This is a genomic window from Akkermansia sp. BCRC 18949 (assembly GCF_045011645.1).
GTDB lineage: Bacteria > Verrucomicrobiota > Verrucomicrobiia > Verrucomicrobiales > Akkermansiaceae > Akkermansia > Akkermansia massiliensis.
This window is the reverse complement of the sequence record NZ_CP123619.1, coordinates 800,677-819,263: the sequence shown is the minus strand read 5'-3', so window position 1 is coordinate 819,263 and position 18,587 is coordinate 800,677. Positions and strand designations below refer to the sequence as shown.

21 protein-coding genes and 1 tRNA gene are annotated in these 18,587 nt (G+C 56.6%); 4 read left to right on the top strand and 18 right to left on the bottom strand.

Annotated features, from left to right (window positions below; all coding sequences use genetic code 11):
- Positions 1 to 139: 139 nt before the first annotated feature.
- Positions 140 to 2,275 (bottom strand): redoxin domain-containing protein, encoded by a 2,136-nt coding sequence (locus P8A25_RS03405; RefSeq protein ID WP_215442528.1) that lies wholly within the window; start codon positions 2,273 to 2,275, stop codon positions 140 to 142.
- A 325-nt stretch (positions 2,276 to 2,600) separates the two neighbouring features.
- Here P8A25_RS03405 and P8A25_RS03400 point away from each other — a divergent pair, with 325 nt between their 5' ends.
- Together P8A25_RS03400 and P8A25_RS03395 are read left to right on the top strand one after the other, a co-directional pair.
- On the top strand, positions 2,601 to 2,993 hold the full coding sequence (locus tag P8A25_RS03400; protein ID WP_022395910.1) for a hypothetical protein: 393 nt from the start codon (positions 2,601 to 2,603) through the stop codon (positions 2,991 to 2,993).
- A 102-nt stretch (positions 2,994 to 3,095) separates the two neighbouring features.
- The gene (locus P8A25_RS03395; protein ID WP_404838761.1) at positions 3,096 to 3,722 is read left to right on the top strand and encodes a hypothetical protein; all 627 of its coding nucleotides are present in this window, start codon (positions 3,096 to 3,098) and stop codon (positions 3,720 to 3,722) included.
- 479 nt (positions 3,723 to 4,201) lie between these two features.
- Here P8A25_RS03395 and P8A25_RS03390 read toward each other — a convergent pair.
- The 8 genes from P8A25_RS03390 to P8A25_RS03355 all read right to left on the bottom strand — a co-directional run bounded on the left by P8A25_RS03390 (position 4,202) and on the right by P8A25_RS03355 (position 10,060).
- Positions 4,202 to 4,278: transfer RNA gene (locus tag P8A25_RS03390), tRNA-Arg, on the bottom strand.
- 80 nt (positions 4,279 to 4,358) lie between these two features.
- Positions 4,359 to 4,844 carry an rRNA maturation RNase YbeY gene (gene ybeY, locus P8A25_RS03385; protein WP_215442524.1) on the bottom strand — a complete coding sequence of 162 codons (486 nt, stop codon included), beginning with the start codon at positions 4,842 to 4,844 and terminating at the stop codon, positions 4,359 to 4,361.
- Positions 4,828 to 6,582, bottom strand: coding sequence for an HDIG domain-containing metalloprotein (locus P8A25_RS03380; RefSeq protein ID WP_215442518.1), 1,755 nt, complete (start codon positions 6,580 to 6,582; stop codon positions 4,828 to 4,830). Before P8A25_RS03380 ends, ybeY begins: the two co-directional genes overlap by 17 nt.
- 6 nt (positions 6,583 to 6,588) lie before the next feature.
- A complete protein-coding gene (plsX, locus tag P8A25_RS03375; protein ID WP_022397822.1) occupies positions 6,589 to 7,638 on the bottom strand; it encodes a phosphate acyltransferase PlsX in 1,050 nt (349 codons plus the stop codon).
- A 149-nt stretch (positions 7,639 to 7,787) separates the two neighbouring features.
- A complete protein-coding gene (gene rpmF / locus P8A25_RS03370) occupies positions 7,788 to 7,979 on the bottom strand; it encodes a 50S ribosomal protein L32 (RefSeq protein WP_012419324.1) in 192 nt (63 codons plus the stop codon).
- Between the two features lie 23 nt (positions 7,980 to 8,002).
- Positions 8,003 to 8,494, bottom strand: coding sequence for a DUF177 domain-containing protein (locus P8A25_RS03365; protein WP_022397821.1), 492 nt, complete (start codon positions 8,492 to 8,494; stop codon positions 8,003 to 8,005).
- A gap of 119 nt (positions 8,495 to 8,613) precedes the next feature.
- The gene (locus tag P8A25_RS03360) at positions 8,614 to 8,958 is read right to left on the bottom strand and encodes a histidine triad nucleotide-binding protein (RefSeq protein WP_022397820.1); all 345 of its coding nucleotides are present in this window, start codon (positions 8,956 to 8,958) and stop codon (positions 8,614 to 8,616) included.
- A gap of 55 nt (positions 8,959 to 9,013) precedes the next feature.
- Positions 9,014 to 10,060, bottom strand: a complete 1,047-nt coding sequence (locus P8A25_RS03355) for an L-threonylcarbamoyladenylate synthase (RefSeq protein ID WP_022397819.1) — start codon at positions 10,058 to 10,060, stop codon at positions 9,014 to 9,016.
- A gap of 278 nt (positions 10,061 to 10,338) precedes the next feature.
- Here P8A25_RS03355 and P8A25_RS03350 point away from each other — a divergent pair, with 278 nt between their 5' ends.
- Positions 10,339 to 10,869 carry a shikimate kinase gene (locus P8A25_RS03350; protein WP_180971073.1) on the top strand — a complete coding sequence of 177 codons (531 nt, stop codon included), beginning with the start codon at positions 10,339 to 10,341 and terminating at the stop codon, positions 10,867 to 10,869.
- Positions 10,870 to 11,008: 139 nt separating this feature from the next.
- On the opposite strand, the gene rpsP is transcribed toward P8A25_RS03350, so the two are convergent.
- The 8 genes from rpsP to P8A25_RS03310 all read right to left on the bottom strand — a co-directional run bounded on the left by rpsP (position 11,009) and on the right by P8A25_RS03310 (position 16,835).
- Positions 11,009 to 11,251 (bottom strand): 30S ribosomal protein S16, encoded by a 243-nt coding sequence (rpsP, locus tag P8A25_RS03345; protein ID WP_012419329.1) that lies wholly within the window; start codon positions 11,249 to 11,251, stop codon positions 11,009 to 11,011.
- 167 nt (positions 11,252 to 11,418) lie between these two features.
- Entirely contained in the window at positions 11,419 to 12,045 is a 627-nt protein-coding gene (locus P8A25_RS03340; RefSeq protein WP_022397817.1) for a LysE family translocator, read from the bottom strand.
- A gap of 14 nt (positions 12,046 to 12,059) precedes the next feature.
- Positions 12,060 to 12,962 carry a tyrosine recombinase XerC gene (locus tag P8A25_RS03335; RefSeq protein ID WP_102727680.1) on the bottom strand — a complete coding sequence of 301 codons (903 nt, stop codon included), beginning with the start codon at positions 12,960 to 12,962 and terminating at the stop codon, positions 12,060 to 12,062.
- Positions 12,963 to 12,973: 11 nt separating this feature from the next.
- Positions 12,974 to 13,810: an EF-hand domain-containing protein gene (locus P8A25_RS03330; protein ID WP_180973012.1), complete on the bottom strand. Its 837-nt coding sequence runs from the start codon at positions 13,808 to 13,810 to the stop codon at positions 12,974 to 12,976.
- 109 nt (positions 13,811 to 13,919) lie between these two features.
- Complete coding sequence (gene yajC / locus P8A25_RS03325; protein ID WP_240454344.1) at positions 13,920 to 14,240, bottom strand: preprotein translocase subunit YajC; 321 nt, start codon at positions 14,238 to 14,240, stop codon at positions 13,920 to 13,922.
- An 8-nt stretch (positions 14,241 to 14,248) separates the two neighbouring features.
- On the bottom strand, positions 14,249 to 15,382 hold the full coding sequence (gene tgt / locus P8A25_RS03320) for a tRNA guanosine(34) transglycosylase Tgt (protein WP_215442517.1): 1,134 nt from the start codon (positions 15,380 to 15,382) through the stop codon (positions 14,249 to 14,251).
- Between the two features lie 5 nt (positions 15,383 to 15,387).
- Positions 15,388 to 15,984, bottom strand: a complete 597-nt coding sequence (trmB, locus tag P8A25_RS03315; RefSeq protein ID WP_215442515.1) for a tRNA (guanosine(46)-N7)-methyltransferase TrmB — start codon at positions 15,982 to 15,984, stop codon at positions 15,388 to 15,390.
- A 128-nt stretch (positions 15,985 to 16,112) separates the two neighbouring features.
- On the bottom strand, positions 16,113 to 16,835 hold the full coding sequence (locus tag P8A25_RS03310) for an NrtR DNA-binding winged helix domain-containing protein (protein WP_102721851.1): 723 nt from the start codon (positions 16,833 to 16,835) through the stop codon (positions 16,113 to 16,115).
- A 235-nt stretch (positions 16,836 to 17,070) separates the two neighbouring features.
- Here P8A25_RS03310 and P8A25_RS03305 point away from each other — a divergent pair, with 235 nt between their 5' ends.
- Positions 17,071 to 17,589, top strand: coding sequence for a septal ring lytic transglycosylase RlpA family protein (locus tag P8A25_RS03305; RefSeq protein WP_022397810.1), 519 nt, complete (start codon positions 17,071 to 17,073; stop codon positions 17,587 to 17,589).
- A gap of 4 nt (positions 17,590 to 17,593) precedes the next feature.
- On the opposite strand, the gene rnhC is transcribed toward P8A25_RS03305, so the two are convergent.
- The gene (gene rnhC, locus P8A25_RS03300) at positions 17,594 to 18,481 is read right to left on the bottom strand and encodes a ribonuclease HIII (protein ID WP_251828032.1); all 888 of its coding nucleotides are present in this window, start codon (positions 18,479 to 18,481) and stop codon (positions 17,594 to 17,596) included.
- Positions 18,482 to 18,587 lie beyond the last annotated feature (106 nt).

Below are 18,587 nucleotides of genomic sequence, written 5' to 3'. Positions count from 1 at the left end.
GTCAATTTTTTTCGAGTCGTTTTTGCGGAGATTTTTTTAGAATTCTAAATATTACTGATTCTTAACGTATTACATTTTTCTCTTTTCCCGCAAAAAAGGCCCCTTTCATCACGAAAGGGGCCTAAACGTTTCAGAATTCTTAAGCTTCCGCCTGTTTTTTCTTCATGGCTACATACTGGTGCATGAGGGGTAATTCCCGGAGTGCATTCACAGCGTCTTTTTTCGCCTGGGCGTAGTCTTTTTTCTCCATGGCCATTTCCATCATGACTTGATAGCAAGCCGCATTATAACCACCGTCATCCCGCGTATTGAAGTCTTTCATGATCTGGAGGGCATGCCGGGCCGCTTGATAGTTGTATCCACGCATTTCATCTGACCCATTCAGGATTTTCAGGAGGTAAGAAGCCAGGGAGTCTTCCTTCGGAAAACGCTTCAGCACCTGGTCTATGATGTCCGCCACCTTTTGGTAGTCCTTCTCCTTCCAGGCTTTCCCCGCCTGAACTTCCGCCACTGTAGAGGCAAACCATCCGTCATCGGCAAATCGCTCGGCGTTTTCCTCAATCAGTTTTTTGTATTCATCAAATTTCTTTTCCTTGCGCAGTTCAAAAGATTTTTTGATGACAGCCTGCAGGGCCTGCTGATGAGCTTTGCGCTTCGCATCCTCCTCAGCAAACCGGTTCTTGTCAAAAGAGTCCCAGAGGGCCGTTTCCGCCACCCACGCGGGCATCCTTTTAATTTCTCCTGCCCACAGCAATGTTCCGTCACGAACGACGGCGGCGGCAGGGAACGAATTAAGCTTCAGGGAATCAAAAAGTTCCATCACGGAATGGTCCGACGGAATACCGACAGGGTAGGCAGTCCATCCTTCCGGACCAGACAGATATTCCTGCATCTGTTTTTGATCCATCGGAATGACACCCAATACCACAGCCTTCACCTTGGGATTGTCCAGAAGACCATATTTTTTCAGGACTACATCAAGCGTTTTCCCCGGAGCTCCATCACTCCACATGCCATTGTTCCTCGCAGCTCCTCTCCAGAAGCTGATAAATACGGTTTTGTCAGAAGGCAAGCCCGTCAGCCCGGGATGATTGAACCAATTCAGCTTGCTGAAAAGGGGCGTGTATTCCTTGTCTTCCTGCACAGGCCCCATTTCCTGCATTTTCCGAGGAGGCTCCGGCTTAATTTCCGCAGCTACCTGGTCCACAAGGGATTGAAACGTCTCCGAATTGCCCGAAAGCTGCTGCAGCTTCGTCCACGCCTTGCTGATGGAGGTCAGGGAAAGCGCCTTTTCCATATCCCGAAGCGCTTCCTTCATGTTGCCCTGCCGCTCCCGGAGTTCACCCATCAGACGCCAGGGAAGGGAGGCTTCCTTGTTGCCTTTCCTTGAGATTTCAATGCAACGGTTCAGGCACCGCTCCACCAGAGCGGCATCCATCTTGCCGGCAGGAACTGATTTTCCCTCCATCAAGGTTCCAGCCACATTGATCTGCACGCGGTAGTTGTCCGGATATTCCTTGCACAAGCTGTCAAGTACCGACTGTGCTTCCTGGAATTCTCCTTTTTCCGCCAGTACGATGAACGGGATCATCTTCAGTTGAATCATCTGATCCTGCTGAAATTCCCTTGAATCCTGGATTTGCTTTAAAAACGCCATGGCTCCCTGTTTTCCTTCTTTCCGGACCACCTCGCCCAGCTTTTTCGAGACTTCCCGATAACGCTTCCACTCACGGGCGCCTGCATCAGAATTTTCCGACGGAAGGGAAGCGGCGGAAAAATCAGGTTTCAACATGGCCTGCATGATTTCTTCCGAGAGTTTTACGGGATGTCCGCGCCAGATGAGTTTACCGTTCTTTACGGCAAACGCATGCGGAATGCCGTTCACATCCATAGGAGCCAGCCATTTTTCCCTGGTTCTCTTTCCATCCACATCCACCGCCATCGTGTAAGTGAGGGGAGACGGACGGTTTTTTAAAAATTCCTTCAGAGCCTCCGGAGATTTCCGGTCCATGACATTGACTCCTATGATCTGCATGCCCGGGTTGTCTTTAAATGCCTGATGCAGTTGTTCCATATGGGGCATGGCGGCCAGGCACGGCCCGCACCAGGTGGCCCAGAATTCAAAGATGTATACCTTGTCCTTTTCCCATTCCTTGACAGGCGTTCCCTGCAGCCATACTTCCGGCAATCCCTCCAGGGAAAGGGTGGGAAGAGCATCCGCAGAAGCGGCTGTTTTATTTTCTTTTTTTTCAGGAGAGGCAGCCAGTAAAGGCATTCCCGCAGACATCACAAAAACCGCGGAACACCCCAAGGCGAATAAAGAGGAATTTAACATGATAACACGGTACTCCCGGAACGGGCTTCGTCAAGCCAATAGAAGAAGATGAACCAGAAAGTATCCCTCCCAACGGGCGCTCTTTTTCCGGAACAGCGGTAAAAATACCTTGAAGAAGGAAGAATATTAAACATGAAGTTTTTCGTCTAAAATAAGAAAACAGGCGCTTCCAGGATTCACATTTTTTTGAGTTTCATTGGATTTAGGAAAAACGATTTACCTTTTCGGATACACAAAGACAATATTATTTTCTAAAATAGAAAATATGCCAGAAATGGCTTGCCAGATTTTTCTGAATGCGAAAAATGCGCGCATGGATGAAATGAAGTCCAGCATCAGAAAGTTTCTTGCCCTTACGAAGATGACACGTGACGAGTTCGCCGATCTTTGCGGCGTTAGCAAAAGCCAGGTTGATAAATGGCTTTCTACTGTTCCTATTCCCCGTGCACGACAACGCCTCATCATCAGAATCATGAAAGAGGAATACGCCAAACACGCACGTTTGGTGCAGACCAAGAACCCGAACAGTATTTATGTTCCCGTTACTCCTCAAAAGTATGAGAAGTTCAGAAATGAAGCGGAACGCCACGGTTTGACCGTTCCGGAATGGGCCAGTGAGGCTTTGGATGCTCTTTCCAGCATCAAGAGCAAAAGTTAAAAGCAGGGTTCACTATCCCGGAACAGTTCCAAGGAAAGAGAAAATAGCGTTTCAAACGCTGCCATCCTATTTTTTCTTTCATCACATAACCTGCATCAATTCATGTCTGACGACGATATACGCACCATGGTCAAGGAATGGCTGCAATGCCAAAACCGCAAGTCCTACCAATTGGCGGAGGAAATAGGAATCCGGCCCCAGACGTTTTACGCACAGATGAGCGTTCGCAAAATATCGGCCAATACGAAAAAAGCACTTTCCCGAATCATTCCGGAGCTGGCTGCCGATGCGGATTTAAACGCTTCTTTCTCTGAGAAAGAAAACAATCCTGAAAAGCTTAAAATCAAGGAATGGCTCCGCACACACGGTAAAACGCGCCAATGGCTGGCGGAACAATGCCGGGTTTCCGTCCGCACCGTGCACACCTGGTTTGCCTTTCGCGGCAGCATTCCCGTCACCCAGTCCCTTTTCATCGGCAAGCTGATGAGTGAGGGCGAACCCTGGAAGATTCAAATATCAAATACCATTCCCGTGATTTTTTCAGAGACGGAAATGAGCATTATCCACAAGTTTCAGGAACGCCATCCGGAGATCGACCTTTCCATGTACGGCATGCATAAAATTCTGGAGTTGTGCGCAAATGTACTCGTTCAGGATGAATATTCAAATCCGCTCCAAACTTCCGGTTTCATCAGAACCCCAGAGATTTGCACCCGGCAGGCAGAATAAAAAAATATTCTGCCTCCCGGTTCCCTTTCTGTGAATACATGCGCTATTGAATGCACTAGCCCCGTGCGCGGACCATCTCCGGAACGCCTCAGTATTCCCGCCAGCCTGAGCCGTTTCTTTCCATCCAGTATGGCGCCCATTCGGAGGCCCTTCCCTCCCCTTCCGGTGTGATGACGGCAGAAGGATTTTTTAACTACGGCCCCCATTCCATCAGTTCCATCGCCCAACAGGATTGATTGAAGAACAGGAGGCCTCCTTTTCCGTGCACAAGATAAGAGCGGGAACTGCTATTTCTTCCGACAACGGAGCAAGACAGCCACACGGGATAATGCCGCTTTATTCAGGCCGCCCATCCGCATTTGCACCATTTCCGGCCCCGTTCCACCGTTCTTGCAGGCATGCTTCCACCGATGAAAGAAACTTTTCCCTCACATGAAAGAACCCCGTTTTTCTTAAAAAGAATACGGGGTTCCGAAAGATGGCACGTCCAACTGGATTCGAACCAGTGACCCACTGCTTAGAAGGCAGTTGCTCTATCCAACTGAGCTATGGACGCATGGTGCGGAAAAAGATTAACAGAGTTCATCTCGGCTTGGCAAGCCCGTATCTTTTAAAAGCGCGCTTTCAGCCGCCGGGTCAGCAGTTATCCGGGAAAGAGATGCCTGCCAGGACAGTCCCGAATTCCCGCACCAGCGGTTCCTGACGGGAGAACATGCGTTCCCGTTCTTCCGGCTCCGTGTCTATGTAGCCGTGCAGGTGCAGGAGACCATGCACCATGTACCGGAAGAGCTCCCTGAAAACCGGCTCATTGAATTCCGACGCCTGCCGGATGGCGGTATCATAACTGACGATGATTTCACCCATTCCGTTCCCATGCGGGAAGGTGATGACGTCCGTCACCGTGGGATCATTCAGAAAACGGGCGTGCACGTCCCGGATTACTTCATCGTCCACCACGCTTATTTCCACCTCGTCCAATACGGAGAGGACGGGCACAGGGCCTTCAGGCAATGCCAGCACAGCGGGGAGGCAGGCATCCAGGGCACGGGCCAGGGCATCCGCAACGGACGGACTGAGACGCCCTTCTTCCAGATGATTATAAAGTTCAAGACGCGGTTTCATTTTTCTCCGTATCCGTCCCGTCCTTCTGCTCCACCTCTGCGGGCTTTTCCTGCTGGCCGGCATCGGGCAGTTCCATGATTTCCGGAATAGCTTTGCCCTCCCCTTCCTTTTTCTCCGCTTTTTCCTCTTCCTTCATGGCAGTCACCACAGGAAGAACAGGCTTTTCAATTTTTGCCTCCGGATTGTGGGAAGGATATGCAATGCGGTTGTGGTGAATGCTTTTCAGCGTCTTGATGAAGCTGTTGCGGATTTTCTTGAGATCCCCGAAGGTAAGGCCGCAATCGTCCAAATGGCCGTCCACCACCCTCTGCTTCAGGAGTTCATCCACCCTTTTCTGCATTTCCTCACAGGAGATTTTTCCCATGGAGCGCGTGGCGCTTTCCACGATGTCCGCCAGGCTGACGATGCCCGTTTCCTTGCTCTGGGGGTTGGGGCCCTTGTAGCGGAAGTTGGATTCCACCACTTCCGGCACATCGTCCGGAGAGGCCAGCCCGCTTTCCACCCTGCTCAGGATTTCATCCCGGTATTGAAGGGCCTTCCGGTAAAAGAAGTAGGCCAGCGAGGTGCCGTGATGCTGCTCAATAACGTCCACCAGAGGACGCGGAAGGTTGTTCGCCCTGGCCAGCTCCACCCCGTCCTGAACGTGGTCAATGATGATGCGGGCGCTCATGCTGGGCGTGAGTTCATCATGGGGGTTGGGGCCGTCCATGATGTTTTCAATGAAGTAGAGGGGGTTCTGCATTTTGCCGATGTCATGGTAATAGGCCGCTACCCGGCATTCAATGGGATTGGCGCCGATGGCTTCCGCCGCCGCTTCCGCCAGCTGGGCGACCATCAGGCAGTGGTGGAAGGTACCCGGAGCTTCCATTTGCAGCCTCTTCATCAGCGGGCGGTTCATGTCCGCCATTTCCAGCCAGGAAATGGGCGTAATGATTTTAAAGACACCTTCTATAATAGGCAGTACGCCGCTGATCAGCACGCTGGTCAGCATGCTTACGCCAAACGCCACGGCCAGGCATACCAGTACGCCTACCAGGTTGTAGTCCCACGCCTGGAGATTGATGACGCCCATGATGCAGCACAATACCATGACGAGCAGCCCCACGAAGAAGCCCGCGCGCAGCAACTGGGCACGGTTCCGCAGGTTATGGGTAAGCAGCACGGTGAGCATGCCGGAGAGGGAGCTCAAGATCCAGAATTGGACCTGCTTTTCCGGTACGTACTGCTCCGGCAGGATGAAGAATCCACCGAGCATGCAGATGGAGATGGTAGCGAACATGCCCAGCAGCGGCCCCAGCAGCACCGTTACAATCAGCGGTGCCATCATATAGGGCAGGTACAGGAGTTCGTTGCCGATGTCGGACGTAATATCAGCCGTCACATGCCGGATAAGGCCAAAGAACAGGAGCTGGACCAGAATGGCCCCCCACGTGACGACAAAGGTTTTGTTTTTCCTGCGCAGGGAACCGGCGCAGAGCCAGTACATGGGCATCAGCGCCAGCGTCACGGAGAAGAGCAGAAAGGCTTCCGACACATGGTGCCAGACGGATTTCCCCCAATGGGGACTGTAACTGCCCATCCATTGAAGAACGATGAAGACCAGCACGCACAGGCCCACGGATACCGCCAGGCTGGAGTCCAGGCGGTCACCGGGGGAACGGGGAACGGAGGCTGCCTCTTCCGGCTTTTTTCCTTCTTTTGCCGCTGCTGCGGCATGTTTTTTCAGAAAATGAAACATGATTGATTATTTGGGGTACACTTCGGAAACCTCCGGAATAGTGCCCAGCCTGGCCATCTCCTCTTCAATGAGGGGATTGACACCCTGCTGCACCATTTCCATGGAGACTCTCAGGGCATTGCGGATAGCGACGGGGGTGGAGCTGCCATGCGCAATGATCGTCACGCCCCGGACGCCCAGCAGGGGGCTTCCCCCCACGGAGTCTGCAGAGAGGCGCGCCTTCATGGCGCGGAATGCGCCGGAAGCGCAGGCGGCTCCCATCATGCGGAGCGGGTTTGCCTGAAGTTCCTCCTTCAGCCATTTGCCGAACGCCTTGGCGGTGGCTTCGCAGGTTTTCAGCAGGACGTTCCCGGTAAAGCCGTCCGTCAGCGCCACGTCTATTTCATGTTCAAAGAGATCATGGCCTTCCACATTGCCCACAAATTTAAAAGGGAGCGCGCCGCGCTCCTCCAGATGCTTCAACAGACAAAAAGTTCCCTTGGTAAAGTCCGTTCCCTTTTCATCCTCGGAGCCATTGCTCATGACGCCCACCTTGGGCATCGGCTTGCCGTATACGGAACGTGCCAGAATGCTGGCCATAACGGCATAGCCCACCAGATGACGGGGCTTGGCGTCCGGATTGGCTCCGGTGTCCGTCACATTGCAGACTCCGAATTCATTCGGAAGCTGGGTCACGATGCCCGCGCGTTCCACGCCGTCGAGCAGCCTGAGCTTGATGGTGGCGGCCGCTACGGCCGCGCCCGTGTTGCCCGCGCTGACCACGGCGTCCGCATCCCCGGTCTTGACCAGGTCCACGGAGACGGACATGGAAGAGTTTTTCTTTTTCCTTACCGCCAGCAGCCCGGATTCATTCATTTCCACCACTTCCGCGGCGGGAACGATTTCCACGCGCGGACCGGAAAGCCCCCAGCGGTCACAGGAGCTGCGCACCACCTCTTCCCTCCCCACAAGATAGATTTTTTCAATGAGAGGGAAATCCTGCAGGGCCCGCTTCGCCCCGTCCATGTTAATATCGGGCGCATTGTCGCCGCCCATCACATCCAGTGCAATCTTCATAGTATTTGTTGAAGAAGTGTGTTAGCAGAAAAAACAGCCTGCTTCAAGCAAGTTCAGCCGCTTTGCGGAGCAAAAGCGGCTGGAGAGGTCTACATGGTAGCGCCGCAGTACGGCGATAACTTTCAAGGCAAATGCGGCGCCTGCGGAGCTTACGCTTCCGCCTTCACCACGATTTCCTTGCCGGAGCGGGTCGTGTACGTACCGCAATTGGGGCAGGCGGTATGACCGGGGGTGCTGCTGCCGCAATTCTGGCACTTGCGGAGCTTCGGAGCACGCCATGCCTGCGCGGCAAGGCGGGTACGCTGCTTCATCTTGGACGTTCTGCGCTTAGGTGCTGCCATAATTTTAGTTGGTAAAAAGGTGATTAATGATGATCCCCCAGCTCATTGAGGGCGTCCCACACGCCGCTATTCTTGCTCGGGGCAGAACTGTTTACACCCGTTCCCCCCTCTTTGTCCACTCCAAAATATGGAGTTTTCGCCATACAGTCATTTTCCATGCCTCCGTCCGCACATTTCGGATAGGCGGGAAAATCCAGGACTATTTCCTCCCTCATGGAGTCTGAAACGTCCACAACACTCTGTGCGTCAATTTCAAAAGAGGCGGCAAAATCGCTTACCTCCACCACGTAGTCAAAGTAGCCCAGGCAGCGCACGCAACGGAATTTGAACGGAGCGGAAATATTGCCCCGTACGAATAATTCGTTTTCAAATCTCTGCACCTGCAAGTCAAAAGCAAGAGGCCCAATGGAAGTAACCTCTTCATCATCGATGCCGAAGATTTCGGAATCCAGCTCACCGCTGTATTTTTTCCCCGCTTCCGGCAAGTTTTCAAGCTCTACCAGCAATCTTTTCATGAATGCATCTTACAGGCAGACTCCACGCCTGACAAGCAGACAGGGCGGCACCATCCCCGGAAAAGGGCAGGAATGACACATCCCCTCCCTCCCACCGGCGGCACTAATTCCGCTCCGGCCTAACCGGGAGGCCATTCCAGCTTGCGGCCTGCCAGCAGGTGCATGTGCAGATGGGGTACCGCCTCTCCGGCGTCCGGGCCGTTGTTGATGACCAGGCGGAAGCCGCTTTCATCCAGGTGGAGGGTCCGTGCAATCCGTCCGGCGGCCAGCATCATATGGCCCAGCAGGGCGGCGTCTTCCTCCCCTGCACCGGAAAGGCGGGGAATGGGTTTGCGAGGAACCAGCAGCAGGTGTTCCGGAGCCTGGGGGCTGATGTCCCGGAAGCAGACGCATTGTTCATCCTGGTACACGATGTCCGCAGGGATTTCCCCGGAACAGATTTTTTCAAATAACGTAGCGGCCATAAGTTCAAAAAGGGATTCGCGGTGACAGTAGCATATCCGGGGAGCCGTGGACAAGTCATTCCCTGGCGGCGGAGGCGCGGCGCAGGCGGTCCATGATGGCCCGGCCCAGCCCGGCTTCCGGAACGGGTTCCGCCACGATGACGTCAATGGCTTCATTTTCATCCATCTGCCTCATCAGGGCAAACAGGCGCACGGCAGCCTCCGCCAGCCGTCCGCTGCCGGGGCTCATGGCCACCACTTCCGTCCAACTGCCCTCCTGGGCAAGATCAGACGTTCCCTCATAGGAGAGCAGACCGTACCGCACTCCTTCCACGGGCACGAATTCTTCCCCGGCTTCCAGCAGCGTCATGGGTTTGCGCGGAGCGTAATGGCTGCCGAGCTGGCCCGGAGCATCCGCCGGAGCTTCTTCCGAAACGGGACGGACAGCAGGCTTGCGGCGCACCACCTTCACCAGGTTCCGGAACTGCTCCCGGGTCACCGGACCTTCACGCAGCAGTTCCAGCGCGGGCTTTCCCTTCTCGTCAAGCATGGGACGCACGATGGTGCTTTCCAGCCCCTCGGAGCAGGCTCCGGCGTCCAGAATCATTTCTATGCGTCCATCCAGCTCCTTCTGCACGGCGGAGGCGGAAGTAGGGCTGATATGGCCGAAGCGGTTGGCGCTGGGCGCAGCCACGGGACGGCCCAGCGCTTTTGCCACCCCGCGCATGGCGGGATGCGCGCTTACGCGCACGGCCACCGTAGGCAGGCCGCTGGTCACGATGTCCGGGATGATGTCCGCCTTCGGCAATACCATCGTCAGCGGCCCCGGCCAGAATTTGGAGGCCAGCGTATGCACCAGTTCCTTCAGTTCCTCCGGAATGGCGGTGTATTTGTCCACCTCCTTTCCATGATGAACATGGATAATCAGGGGATCGAAGGAGGGCCTTCCCTTGGCTTCAAAAACTCTGGCTACCGCTTCCGGATTCAAGGCATCCGCTCCCAGGCCATACACGGTCTCCGTGGGGATTCCCACCAGCGCTCCCGCAGCCAGCGCTTCCGCCGCACGGACATACAGCTTGCGGTTGTCTGACAGGGGGTCTACCTCGAACATTTCGGTTTGCATGGCCTTATCCTTGCCTGAAGGAAGCTCCTGCGTCAAGTAAGACCTCCTTTCCCGGAGAGGAGAAGCCGTCAAATTCGCGGGAGTGCGGCATCTCAGCCGGACATGAAGGTTCCTGGCCTTCCCCTATTTGCCTAACCGGGCCTCCTTGACCCTTCCCATTGCGGCATTCCGCCCGGAGCAGAAGAGGGAGACGGAAAAGGCCATACGGCTAAAAAGTTGTTTTCTCACGCCGCCGGATTGAGTACAATCAGGCCATGAAGGGGGCCGCGCCAACATCCTTGCCAAACATCATCCTGATCGGGCTGATGGGGTGCGGCAAAACGACCATCGGGAAGGAATTGCACCGGGAGACGAGCCTTCGTTTCACGGATACGGACCAGATGATCGAGCACCAGACTGGAATGAGCATTCCGCAGATTTTCAAGGCTCATGGAGAATCACATTTCCGTGACCTTGAAACCGGAATTCTGCGCCAATTGCATGGAGCGGCCAGGCAAAGCCGCATTATTTCAACAGGCGGCGGCATCACTATCAGGCCGGAAAACCGGGACCTGCTGAAAAAGCTGGGCTTCGTCGTCTGGCTTCATACGGATGTGAACACCCTGTACCAGCGCATTTCCAGATGCACCAACCGCCCCCTGCTCCAGCAGCCCAATCCCAAAGCCGTGCTGGGCCGCCTCATGAAAGAGCGGCATGATTTTTACCGGGAAACGGCGCACCTGACCATTGACACGGCCAATCTCCACATTCATGAGATCGCGTTCGGCATTCTGGAATCCGCCAGGGTGTTCCAGTCCCGCCGGCAGTGACGCCGGGCCGTTTTTCTATGCACGGGGTGCTCCCGATGCAGGGATGCCACCGGACAATTCTCCCGCATCAGCGCAAGAAACAACAAAAGGCGGTCCCCGTCAGAGGAACGCCTTCAGGAAAGATGATGAAGAACCGGGCTTAGGCCTTGCGGGCCTTGCGGATCATGGAATTGACCGTTTCAGAGGGCTGCGCGCCGTTGGCAAGCCACTTGTCAACCTTTTCCAGGTTGATGGTGTAGTTGACGCCTTCCTTCATGGGATCATAGGAGCCCACTTGTTCGATGTAACGGCCGTCGCGACGAGCACGGCTGTCGACAACTACGATTTTATAGTAAGGACGGTCCTTGGAACCCTGACGGTTGAGTCTGATTGCTACTGCCATATCAATTATAAGTAAAAGGTGTTAATGGGGAACTTGCGCGCCTTGTCACTCACATGCGTGCGCGTTCAGCTTCCCACAGCGGGTGCAGATGTATGCGATATAATGGAGTCATTGTCAATACCAGAGTTATTTTTCCGAGAAAAAAGCCGTTCCCTCCCATCTCCGCATCAGGAAAAACTTTCCACCGCCATGCGCCCGAAGGAGTACAGCATGCTGAGGCCGAACCCCGCCAGCACAAGAGACAGCACTCCATCCACCCCTCCGGCATGCCGGTCATAAAAGGACCGGATAGGCTGCCAGCGGAAAACAAGAGCCCACAGAATCCACCCCGCCGTCCCAGTCACCACGATCAATGCGCCAAGGAACAGGGCATAGGAAGGGTCATGATTCTTTTCCAGCAGCGGGGCGGAGAGGGCCACGAAAAAGAACGTGGCCTTGGGGTTCATCAGGTTGGTCACCAGGGCATCCCGGTAAATGCCGGAAGCCGGGGGAATATCCCCGCTCCCGGCAAGGCTGCCCTTCCTCCCCCGCGGCCATATCTTCCACGCCAGGTACAGCATCCAGCAGGAGGCGGCACAGAAAAGCACCAGCCCCAGGGAGCTGTGAAAAACGGAAGCCCCCACCGTGCAAGCCAGCGCCGCGTGGGCGACCACCCCTGTTCCAATGCCCAGAGCCGCCATCACCCCGGCGCCAAAGCCGTAAGCCAGGGTGCTCCGGGTGACAAAAGCCTGATCAGGGCCCGGAGACGCCTGGGAGAGCAGCAGGATTCCTGCGAATATGAGTTCTTCCGTCATGGGATAAAACGGCCTTATGCCCTGGGATGCGCCTGCCTGTAAACTTCCGCCATTCTGGCCCGCGTCACATGCGTATAAATCTGAGTGGTGGACAGGGAGGCATGGCCCAGCAGTTCCTGGACGGAACGAAGATCCGCCCCGGCATCCAGAATGTGCGTGGCAAACGTGTGCCTGATCTTGTGGGGGGAAATGGTGAAAGGAATGGAAGACAGCTTCACGTACTTGTCCAGCATCATCTGAACGGCGCGCGCGCTGAGCCGGGTTCCTATGCGGGAGACAAACAGGGGGGAATTCTTAGGCAGGCAGGCCATGGAGGCATAGGCCTCCAGAGCCGCCAGCGCAGGAGCGCCCACAGGCAGAATGCGCTCCTTGCGCCCCTTTCCCATCACCCGCACCCCCCGGAAACGGTGGTCCACGCTGCTGACGTCCAGCCCCACCAGTTCACTCAGGCGCATCCCGCAGGAATAAAAAAGTTCCAGAATAGCCGCGTCACGGTAGGGAAGCCACGCGGGGGCATTCGCAGGAACGGGCGTCTTGTACGGCAGCTCCAGCAATTCCAGCATCTGGTTAAGCGTCAGGAAAACGGGCAGGTTTTTCTTTTTCCTGGGGAGGGAGACGCCCGTCATCGGGCTCGCTTCCAGGCTGCGCCGCCGCATCATGAAACGGTAAAAACTGCGCAGGGCGGCAAACCTCAGGCGGATGGAGGCCGTGGCGGCCTCATCCTTCAATTCCTGGAACAGCCAGTCCCTCATCTGGTCCGGAGTACAGTTTTCCCACCCCGTGAACATCCCGCCCGCCCAGGCCCGGAACTGGCGCAGCGCGCGGGCATACACCTCCACCGTATGGGGGGAGGCCTGCTTTTCCACCTCCAGATATTGCAGGAAGGCCTGTTCCGGTTCCAGAGGGTTCTCCATCATGAAGAATAAAATTATTCCGTGCCCTTCTCCTTTTCCTCCCCGCTGTTCACGGAAGCCTCCTTCAGCAGCACTTCACTGATATTCGCCCGGATGAACAGGTCAATGTCGTCCGGTTCCTCCATGGCATACAGGGGACTGTCCTTATGGCTGTCCGCCAGAGCCTGCTCCTTCTCCACCGGGCTGAGCACGCCATCCTGGTCCAGGTCGTAAAGATCCATCATCTCCTTCATTCTGGCCTGGTACAGAGCCGCCGCATCCTTCATGACAGCGGCATGCTCCTCCGGATCAATGCGGCCGTTTCCGTTGGCGTCATACTTCTGCATCAGCATGTTCCGGGTCAGCAGGAACAGGCCGGGAGCCACCATGAAGCGCTTCCGGGCCGCCGTCCGGATTTCCACCATGGGCATTTCCCGCCCTTCGCCGGGAGGGGGGGGAGGAGGGGGCAGCTCGCCCCGCCTGTCCGGGGCGGCGTCCGGCCTGCGGGAACCGCGGCGTTTCTCCACATGCTCCCGGAAGGCCTTGTATTCTTCCGGAGAAAGCTTTCCGTCCCCATCCTTGTCAAACTGCATCAGGAACTTCTTCCGGGCTTCCCTTTGCGCGGCGCGCGCATCCTCCACCAGCCGGGCCTTGTCCTGTTCGGACAAAATGCCCGTTCCTGTGCTGTCATACCGGTCCAGAACCATCTGGCGAATCAGCAGGGTTACCTGAAGGCATTCCAGTCCGGGCCTGGGAACAGGCTCCTCTTCATTGCGGTCTACGGAAGCCGCGGTCTGACCTGCCGCAGGCGGCAGAAAACCGAACGCCAGTGCCGCGGAACAGGACAGGATGAACGTGTGAGGCAATCTCATGATCATTCTTATTAACCCCGCCGGGAAAAGACGGTTTCAAAAATAAACATCCGCCCCTGCCGTCAGGCGACACGGGCGGATGCTGAAAACGTACGGAAGGCGGAAAACCTTACTTCTCCACTTGAACGATGGCGTTCTTTTCCAGTTCAACCACCACGCCTTCCGCAATCTTGAGGGAGACGGTGCGGTCATTCACTTTTTCCACAAATCCGTGCAGCCCGGCGTTCGTGACCACCTTGTCCCCGCGCTGCAGGGCCGCGATGCGCGCCTGCTGTTCCTTCTGGGCCTTTCTCTGGGGGCGGATCAGCATCACCCAGAACAGGACGATGATGATCACAAACATGAACATGGGGCTGCTGAGAATCTGCTGGAACATATTGGAGGGTTCCTGTCCGGCGGCGGCCGCCGCATCCTGAGCCTGTGCTAACATGAAGATATTCATAAAATGTCGTTTGCTTTGTACCGCGCGATGAATGAATCCTTGAAGGAGCCGAACGTGCCGGCGGCTATGGCCTCACGCGCCTGAGCCATTAGCCGGAGATAGAATTCCAGATTCTGGAAAGAAAGCAATCTTAAAGCGAGTATTTCACCGGCTTTGAACAGGTGGCGCACGTAAGCGCGGGAGAATTGTGTGACATGCGGATGCCCTTCCGGGTCGATCGGGCGGGAATCCGCCGCCCAGCGCTGGTTCTTGATATGCATGGGGCCGTCCGGAGTCAGGGCCACGCCGTGGCGCGCCAGGCGGGTAGGCATCACGCAGTCAAACATGTCCACGCCGCGGGCGATCATCTCCAATAGCTGGGGAGGCGTGCCCAGCCCCATGGCGTACCGCGGCTTGTCCTCAGGCAGCCAGGGTGCGGAATGGTCGATGGCCCGGAGCATCTCCTCCTCCGGCTCTCCCACGGAAACGCCCCCGATGGCATAACCGTCAAACTCCATGGTGGCCAGTTCCTCCGCGCACCTCTTTCTCAAATCCGCATACACGGACCCCTGCACAATGCCGAAATGGTGCTGACGCCCTTCCCCGGAACGGGGCCGGTGCTCCTGCACCCAGTCCTTGCAGCGGCGCGCCCACCGGAGCGTATAGCCCAGGGAGGCTTCCGCATACTTCCTGTCGCAGGGATAAGGGGGGCACTCGTCAAACAGCATGGCAATGTCACTGCCCAAGTCCGCCTGGATCTCCATGGAACGCTCCGGACTCAGCATCATGTACGCGCCGTCCAGATGGTTCTGGAAGCGCACCCCTTCCTCCGTAATCTTGCGGAGCTTGGCAAGGGACCAGACCTGGAAACCGCCGGAATCCGTCAGAATGGGGCGGTTCCAGGAGGAAAACCGGTGCAGGCCGCCCATTTCCCGGATCAGGGCGGAACCGGGACGCAGGGACAAATGGTAGGTATTCCCCAGAATAATCCGTGCCCCCAGCGTCTCCAAATCCTGCGGATGCATGGTTTTCACGGAACCCTGCGTTCCCACCGGCATGAAGATGGGGGTGGGAACCCGGCCGTGCGGCAAATCAAGCGTGCCCAGGCGCGCAGCCGTGGAGGAATCTTTCTGGTGAAGTGTAAAAGGCATCGGAATCAGGCTTTCTGCAATTTAATGAAGCGGGCGCGGTAAATCGGTTTTCCCATGGACTCCCATTGAAGCTGGAAATCCGTCCGGGGATAAAAAAACTCATCATCCTCCCAACCGGACCTGCTGAACAGGCCGCTGCGCGCCACATGGTTCAGCACCCACAGGAAATACTCCTCATGATCCGTTTTAAACAGGAACTCCCCGCCGTCCGCCAGGGAACGGTGCAGCACGGGCAGAAAATCATCCTGCACCAGGCGGTTCTTGTGGTGCCTCTCCTTGGGCCACGGGTCCGGGCACAAATAGTGCAGCCGGGAAACGCAGCCGGGCCGCACCATCCATTCCAGGAAATAACGGCTCTCCACCCGGAGCACCTTCACGTTTTCCAGGCCGCGGACGGCTGCCCGGGAGCAAACGCCCCGCACGCGGCCCAACAGCCGCTCAATGCCCAGAAAACGGCGTTCCGGATAATGGGCCGCCATCTGGAGCAGGAACCCTCCGTCTCCACAGCCCAGATCCACTTCAAACGGGCCGTCCGTTCCAAAAATATCGGAAGGCGCCAGCACCTTGAAAAAATCGTCTGGAATGAAGGCCGGATCTGTCATGGGAATCAACGTGCGGATAAGATGCGTTACAAAACGGACTCTGTCAAATGAGAAGAGCCCCTCCCCGCAAACATGGCGGGAAGAGGCCCGGCAAGGCGGAACGGCCGCACCCGGACAGCCGGACGGCATCAGCTCCGGTAATAAAGGCGGTTGTAAATCTTGCGGTCAAAACGGTAATAGCGCGCGGCGCGGTGGGCCACGCCCTCCTCCTTCTCATCCAGCGGCACAATGTAGGGACGGGAGGCGATCTTCTTGTGGAAATTGCGCACGTCCATGGGCTTGCCGTGAATCTCCTCATTCAGCCGCCGGAGCTGAAGCGCCGTAAACTTGGCGGGCAGCATGTCGTAAATCAGCGCGGGCTCCTTCTTCACGGAAGAACGTATCCTCTCCAGAGCCAGATCAATAATGTCCCGGTGGTCAAACGCCAGCTCCGGCAGGCCGTCCACGGGCACCCAGCGGGTTTTGTGGCTCTCCATCAGCTTGCGCAGCTTGGTGGAAATCCTCAGCATGGCCATGTAAGCCACCGTCACCAGGCGGCCTATCTTCTGGCCGGAGATGGCCTCCACCCACTCCCTGTCCGCCGGATTCTTGATGCGCGACGGCGCGCCGAAGGTATGGAACTGCTCCAAATGGGGGGAAGACATGCCGGTCATGTCAAACAGGATACGGCGTGCGGCGGCGTCAAGTTCTTCCTCCTCATAAATCAAATCACCGGGCAGCTTGGAAATAGCGCCGGTATGGCCGGGTGCAACATGTGTCTTTTCAACCAGAAGGACCTTCAGCCCTTCCTCATCGAACCCGATCAACACACAATCCACTGAGAGATGCGGATAAAATGCCTGTCTGCTCATTATGTTATCTATTATTTGTAGTAAGTTCCCAGAATCGCACCAACGCTACGCAAGCGGCCCAGTCAAGTCAACCAAAATCAAAACAAGATCGGCAAAGGCCATTCCATCCCTCTCCCTGTCCCTGTGGCCCGGCTGCCGCAGACACGCCAGCATTCCCGGCGGCGCCGTCCTCTCCGGAGCGGGAAAACGCATCGGCGTCTTGCATTACCCCATCTTCCCGGCCATATAATAAGGCATGCAGACGGGCATCATCAGGGGAGCGGCCATGCTGGCCGGGCTGTTATGGCTGGCCTCCTGCTCCTCCTCACCCAAAAGCCGGGACTATACGGGCTACATGACCCGCCCCTACACCATCCGGGGCCACCGCTACCACCCCATGAGCGTGGAACAGGCGCTGTCCTATGAACAAACGGGCATCGCCTCCCATTATAATGAATGCGCGCTGTGGGGGCTCGTCAGCGGAGAAACGGCCATCGGGGAAAACGTGCGCCCCTGGCACCTGCACGCGGCGCATCCCACCCTGCCCCTCCCGTGCGAGGTGCTCGTCCAGTCCCTCCGCACGGGAAAAACCGTGAAAGTGCGCGTCAACGACCGGGGCCCCTTCATCAAAAACCGCATCATTGACCTGAGTGAAAAAGCTGCAGAACGGCTGGACATGAAACACCACGGACTGGACAGGGTCAGAATCACCGTCCTCTCCGTGGGAGACGGGAAATGGAAAAGGGAAGCGCCGCCCTACGCCACACCGGCCTGACCCTTCACTTCAGCACGTTCTGCGTGGTCTTGAAATGCATCTTGGCCACCTTCGGAAGCATCTGCTCCCCATGCTGGGCCACCAACTGGCGAGCGGCCTTTACAACCTGGCCGGAAGCCCCCAGCGGCAGCTTCATGCCGGCGGCCTCTCCCGCCGCATCCATCCAGTTCACAAAACGTTCGCGCGCCAGAATGGACGCCGCGGCCACCGCCACGTCACTTTCCGCCCGGACGCGCTGTTCCAGCCTGATGGACAGCTTTTTGGCCGCCAGAGCCCTTTTCAGTACAAACGGATTGGCAAACTGGTCGCTCAGCGCCATGGGGCAGTCCGGCACCTTGGCCGCCAGGCCCTCAATCACCGTGGCATGCCCCCAGGCCAGAAAACGGTTCAAATTCTTGAACTCCGGATAAAGCTGGTTGTACCTCTCCGGGCCGATGCTCACCAGATGGAACCGGATGCCGGGCACCCTGCGTATCCCTTCCGCCAGGGAACGGATTCTGGCGGAAGAACCCACCAGCTTGCTGTCACAGACGCCCAGCTTGCGCAGCGCGGCGCCTATGCGCCCGTCCGCATAAACACCGGCCACCACCAGAGGGCCGAAGTAATCCCCCTTGCCGCTCTCATCAATGCCGAAATGGGCTCCCGTCCTCCCCTCATCCTCTTCCGCTTCCTCCGGCAGTGACAGCAGGCCGGTCACCTGCGGCTCCAGCGTAAACTCTATAAAATCGTCCGTTCCCTTCCCCTGCAGAAGAAGCTTGTTCTTCTTCTCATAAACCGTCACCAGCAGGGAAGGCCCGGCAAAGGAAAAGCGCGCGTAGGGAACCTCCCTTCTTTTAAACCCCTTTCCCTCAAGAATGGACTCAAGCCTTCCGGCCTGAGCGTCAGTCAGCATGGTTGTAAACGTGGTGCGCATATGCTCCCTCCCGGCGCCGGAACGCCCGGCGGGAAATAATGGAAGCATTCAAACCGTTCCGGTCAAGCAAAATCCCCGCATCACG

What these genes read in the sequence shown, in the direction of transcription:
- P8A25_RS03405 (WP_215442528.1), bottom strand. Translation starts at nt 2,275, where the DNA reads ATGCCTTTACTGGCTGCCTCTCCTGAAAAAAAAGAAAATAAAACAGCC.
- P8A25_RS03395 (WP_404838761.1), top strand. Translation starts at nt 3,096, where the DNA reads ATGTCTGACGACGATATACGCACCATGGTCAAGGAATGGCTGCAATGC.
- plsX (WP_022397822.1), bottom strand. Translation starts at nt 7,638, where the DNA reads ATGAAGATTGCACTGGATGTGATGGGCGGCGACAATGCGCCCGATATT.
- P8A25_RS03355 (WP_022397819.1), bottom strand. Translation starts at nt 10,060, where the DNA reads ATGCAAACCGAAATGTTCGAGGTAGACCCCCTGTCAGACAACCGCAAG.
- rpmF (WP_012419324.1), bottom strand. Translation starts at nt 7,979, where the DNA reads ATGGCAGCACCTAAGCGCAGAACGTCCAAGATGAAGCAGCGTACCCGC.
- rnhC (WP_251828032.1), bottom strand. Translation starts at nt 18,481, where the DNA reads ATGCTGACTGACGCTCAGGCCGGAAGGCTTGAGTCCATTCTTGAGGGA.
- P8A25_RS03380 (WP_215442518.1), bottom strand. Translation starts at nt 6,582, where the DNA reads ATGTTTCATTTTCTGAAAAAACATGCCGCAGCAGCGGCAAAAGAAGGA.
- trmB (WP_215442515.1), bottom strand. Translation starts at nt 15,984, where the DNA reads ATGACAGATCCGGCCTTCATTCCAGACGATTTTTTCAAGGTGCTGGCG.
- P8A25_RS03305 (WP_022397810.1), top strand. Translation starts at nt 17,071, where the DNA reads ATGCAGACGGGCATCATCAGGGGAGCGGCCATGCTGGCCGGGCTGTTA.
- P8A25_RS03335 (WP_102727680.1), bottom strand. Translation starts at nt 12,962, where the DNA reads ATGATGGAGAACCCTCTGGAACCGGAACAGGCCTTCCTGCAATATCTG.
- P8A25_RS03340 (WP_022397817.1), bottom strand. Translation starts at nt 12,045, where the DNA reads ATGACGGAAGAACTCATATTCGCAGGAATCCTGCTGCTCTCCCAGGCG.
- P8A25_RS03330 (WP_180973012.1), bottom strand. Translation starts at nt 13,810, where the DNA reads ATGAGATTGCCTCACACGTTCATCCTGTCCTGTTCCGCGGCACTGGCG.
- P8A25_RS03400 (WP_022395910.1), top strand. Translation starts at nt 2,601, where the DNA reads ATGCCAGAAATGGCTTGCCAGATTTTTCTGAATGCGAAAAATGCGCGC.
- tgt (WP_215442517.1), bottom strand. Translation starts at nt 15,382, where the DNA reads ATGCCTTTTACACTTCACCAGAAAGATTCCTCCACGGCTGCGCGCCTG.
- rpsP (WP_012419329.1), bottom strand. Translation starts at nt 11,251, where the DNA reads ATGGCAGTAGCAATCAGACTCAACCGTCAGGGTTCCAAGGACCGTCCT.
- P8A25_RS03310 (WP_102721851.1), bottom strand. Translation starts at nt 16,835, where the DNA reads ATGAGCAGACAGGCATTTTATCCGCATCTCTCAGTGGATTGTGTGTTG.
- ybeY (WP_215442524.1), bottom strand. Translation starts at nt 4,844, where the DNA reads ATGAAACCGCGTCTTGAACTTTATAATCATCTGGAAGAAGGGCGTCTC.
- yajC (WP_240454344.1), bottom strand. Translation starts at nt 14,240, where the DNA reads ATGTTAGCACAGGCTCAGGATGCGGCGGCCGCCGCCGGACAGGAACCC.
- P8A25_RS03365 (WP_022397821.1), bottom strand. Translation starts at nt 8,494, where the DNA reads ATGAAAAGATTGCTGGTAGAGCTTGAAAACTTGCCGGAAGCGGGGAAA.
- P8A25_RS03360 (WP_022397820.1), bottom strand. Translation starts at nt 8,958, where the DNA reads ATGGCCGCTACGTTATTTGAAAAAATCTGTTCCGGGGAAATCCCTGCG.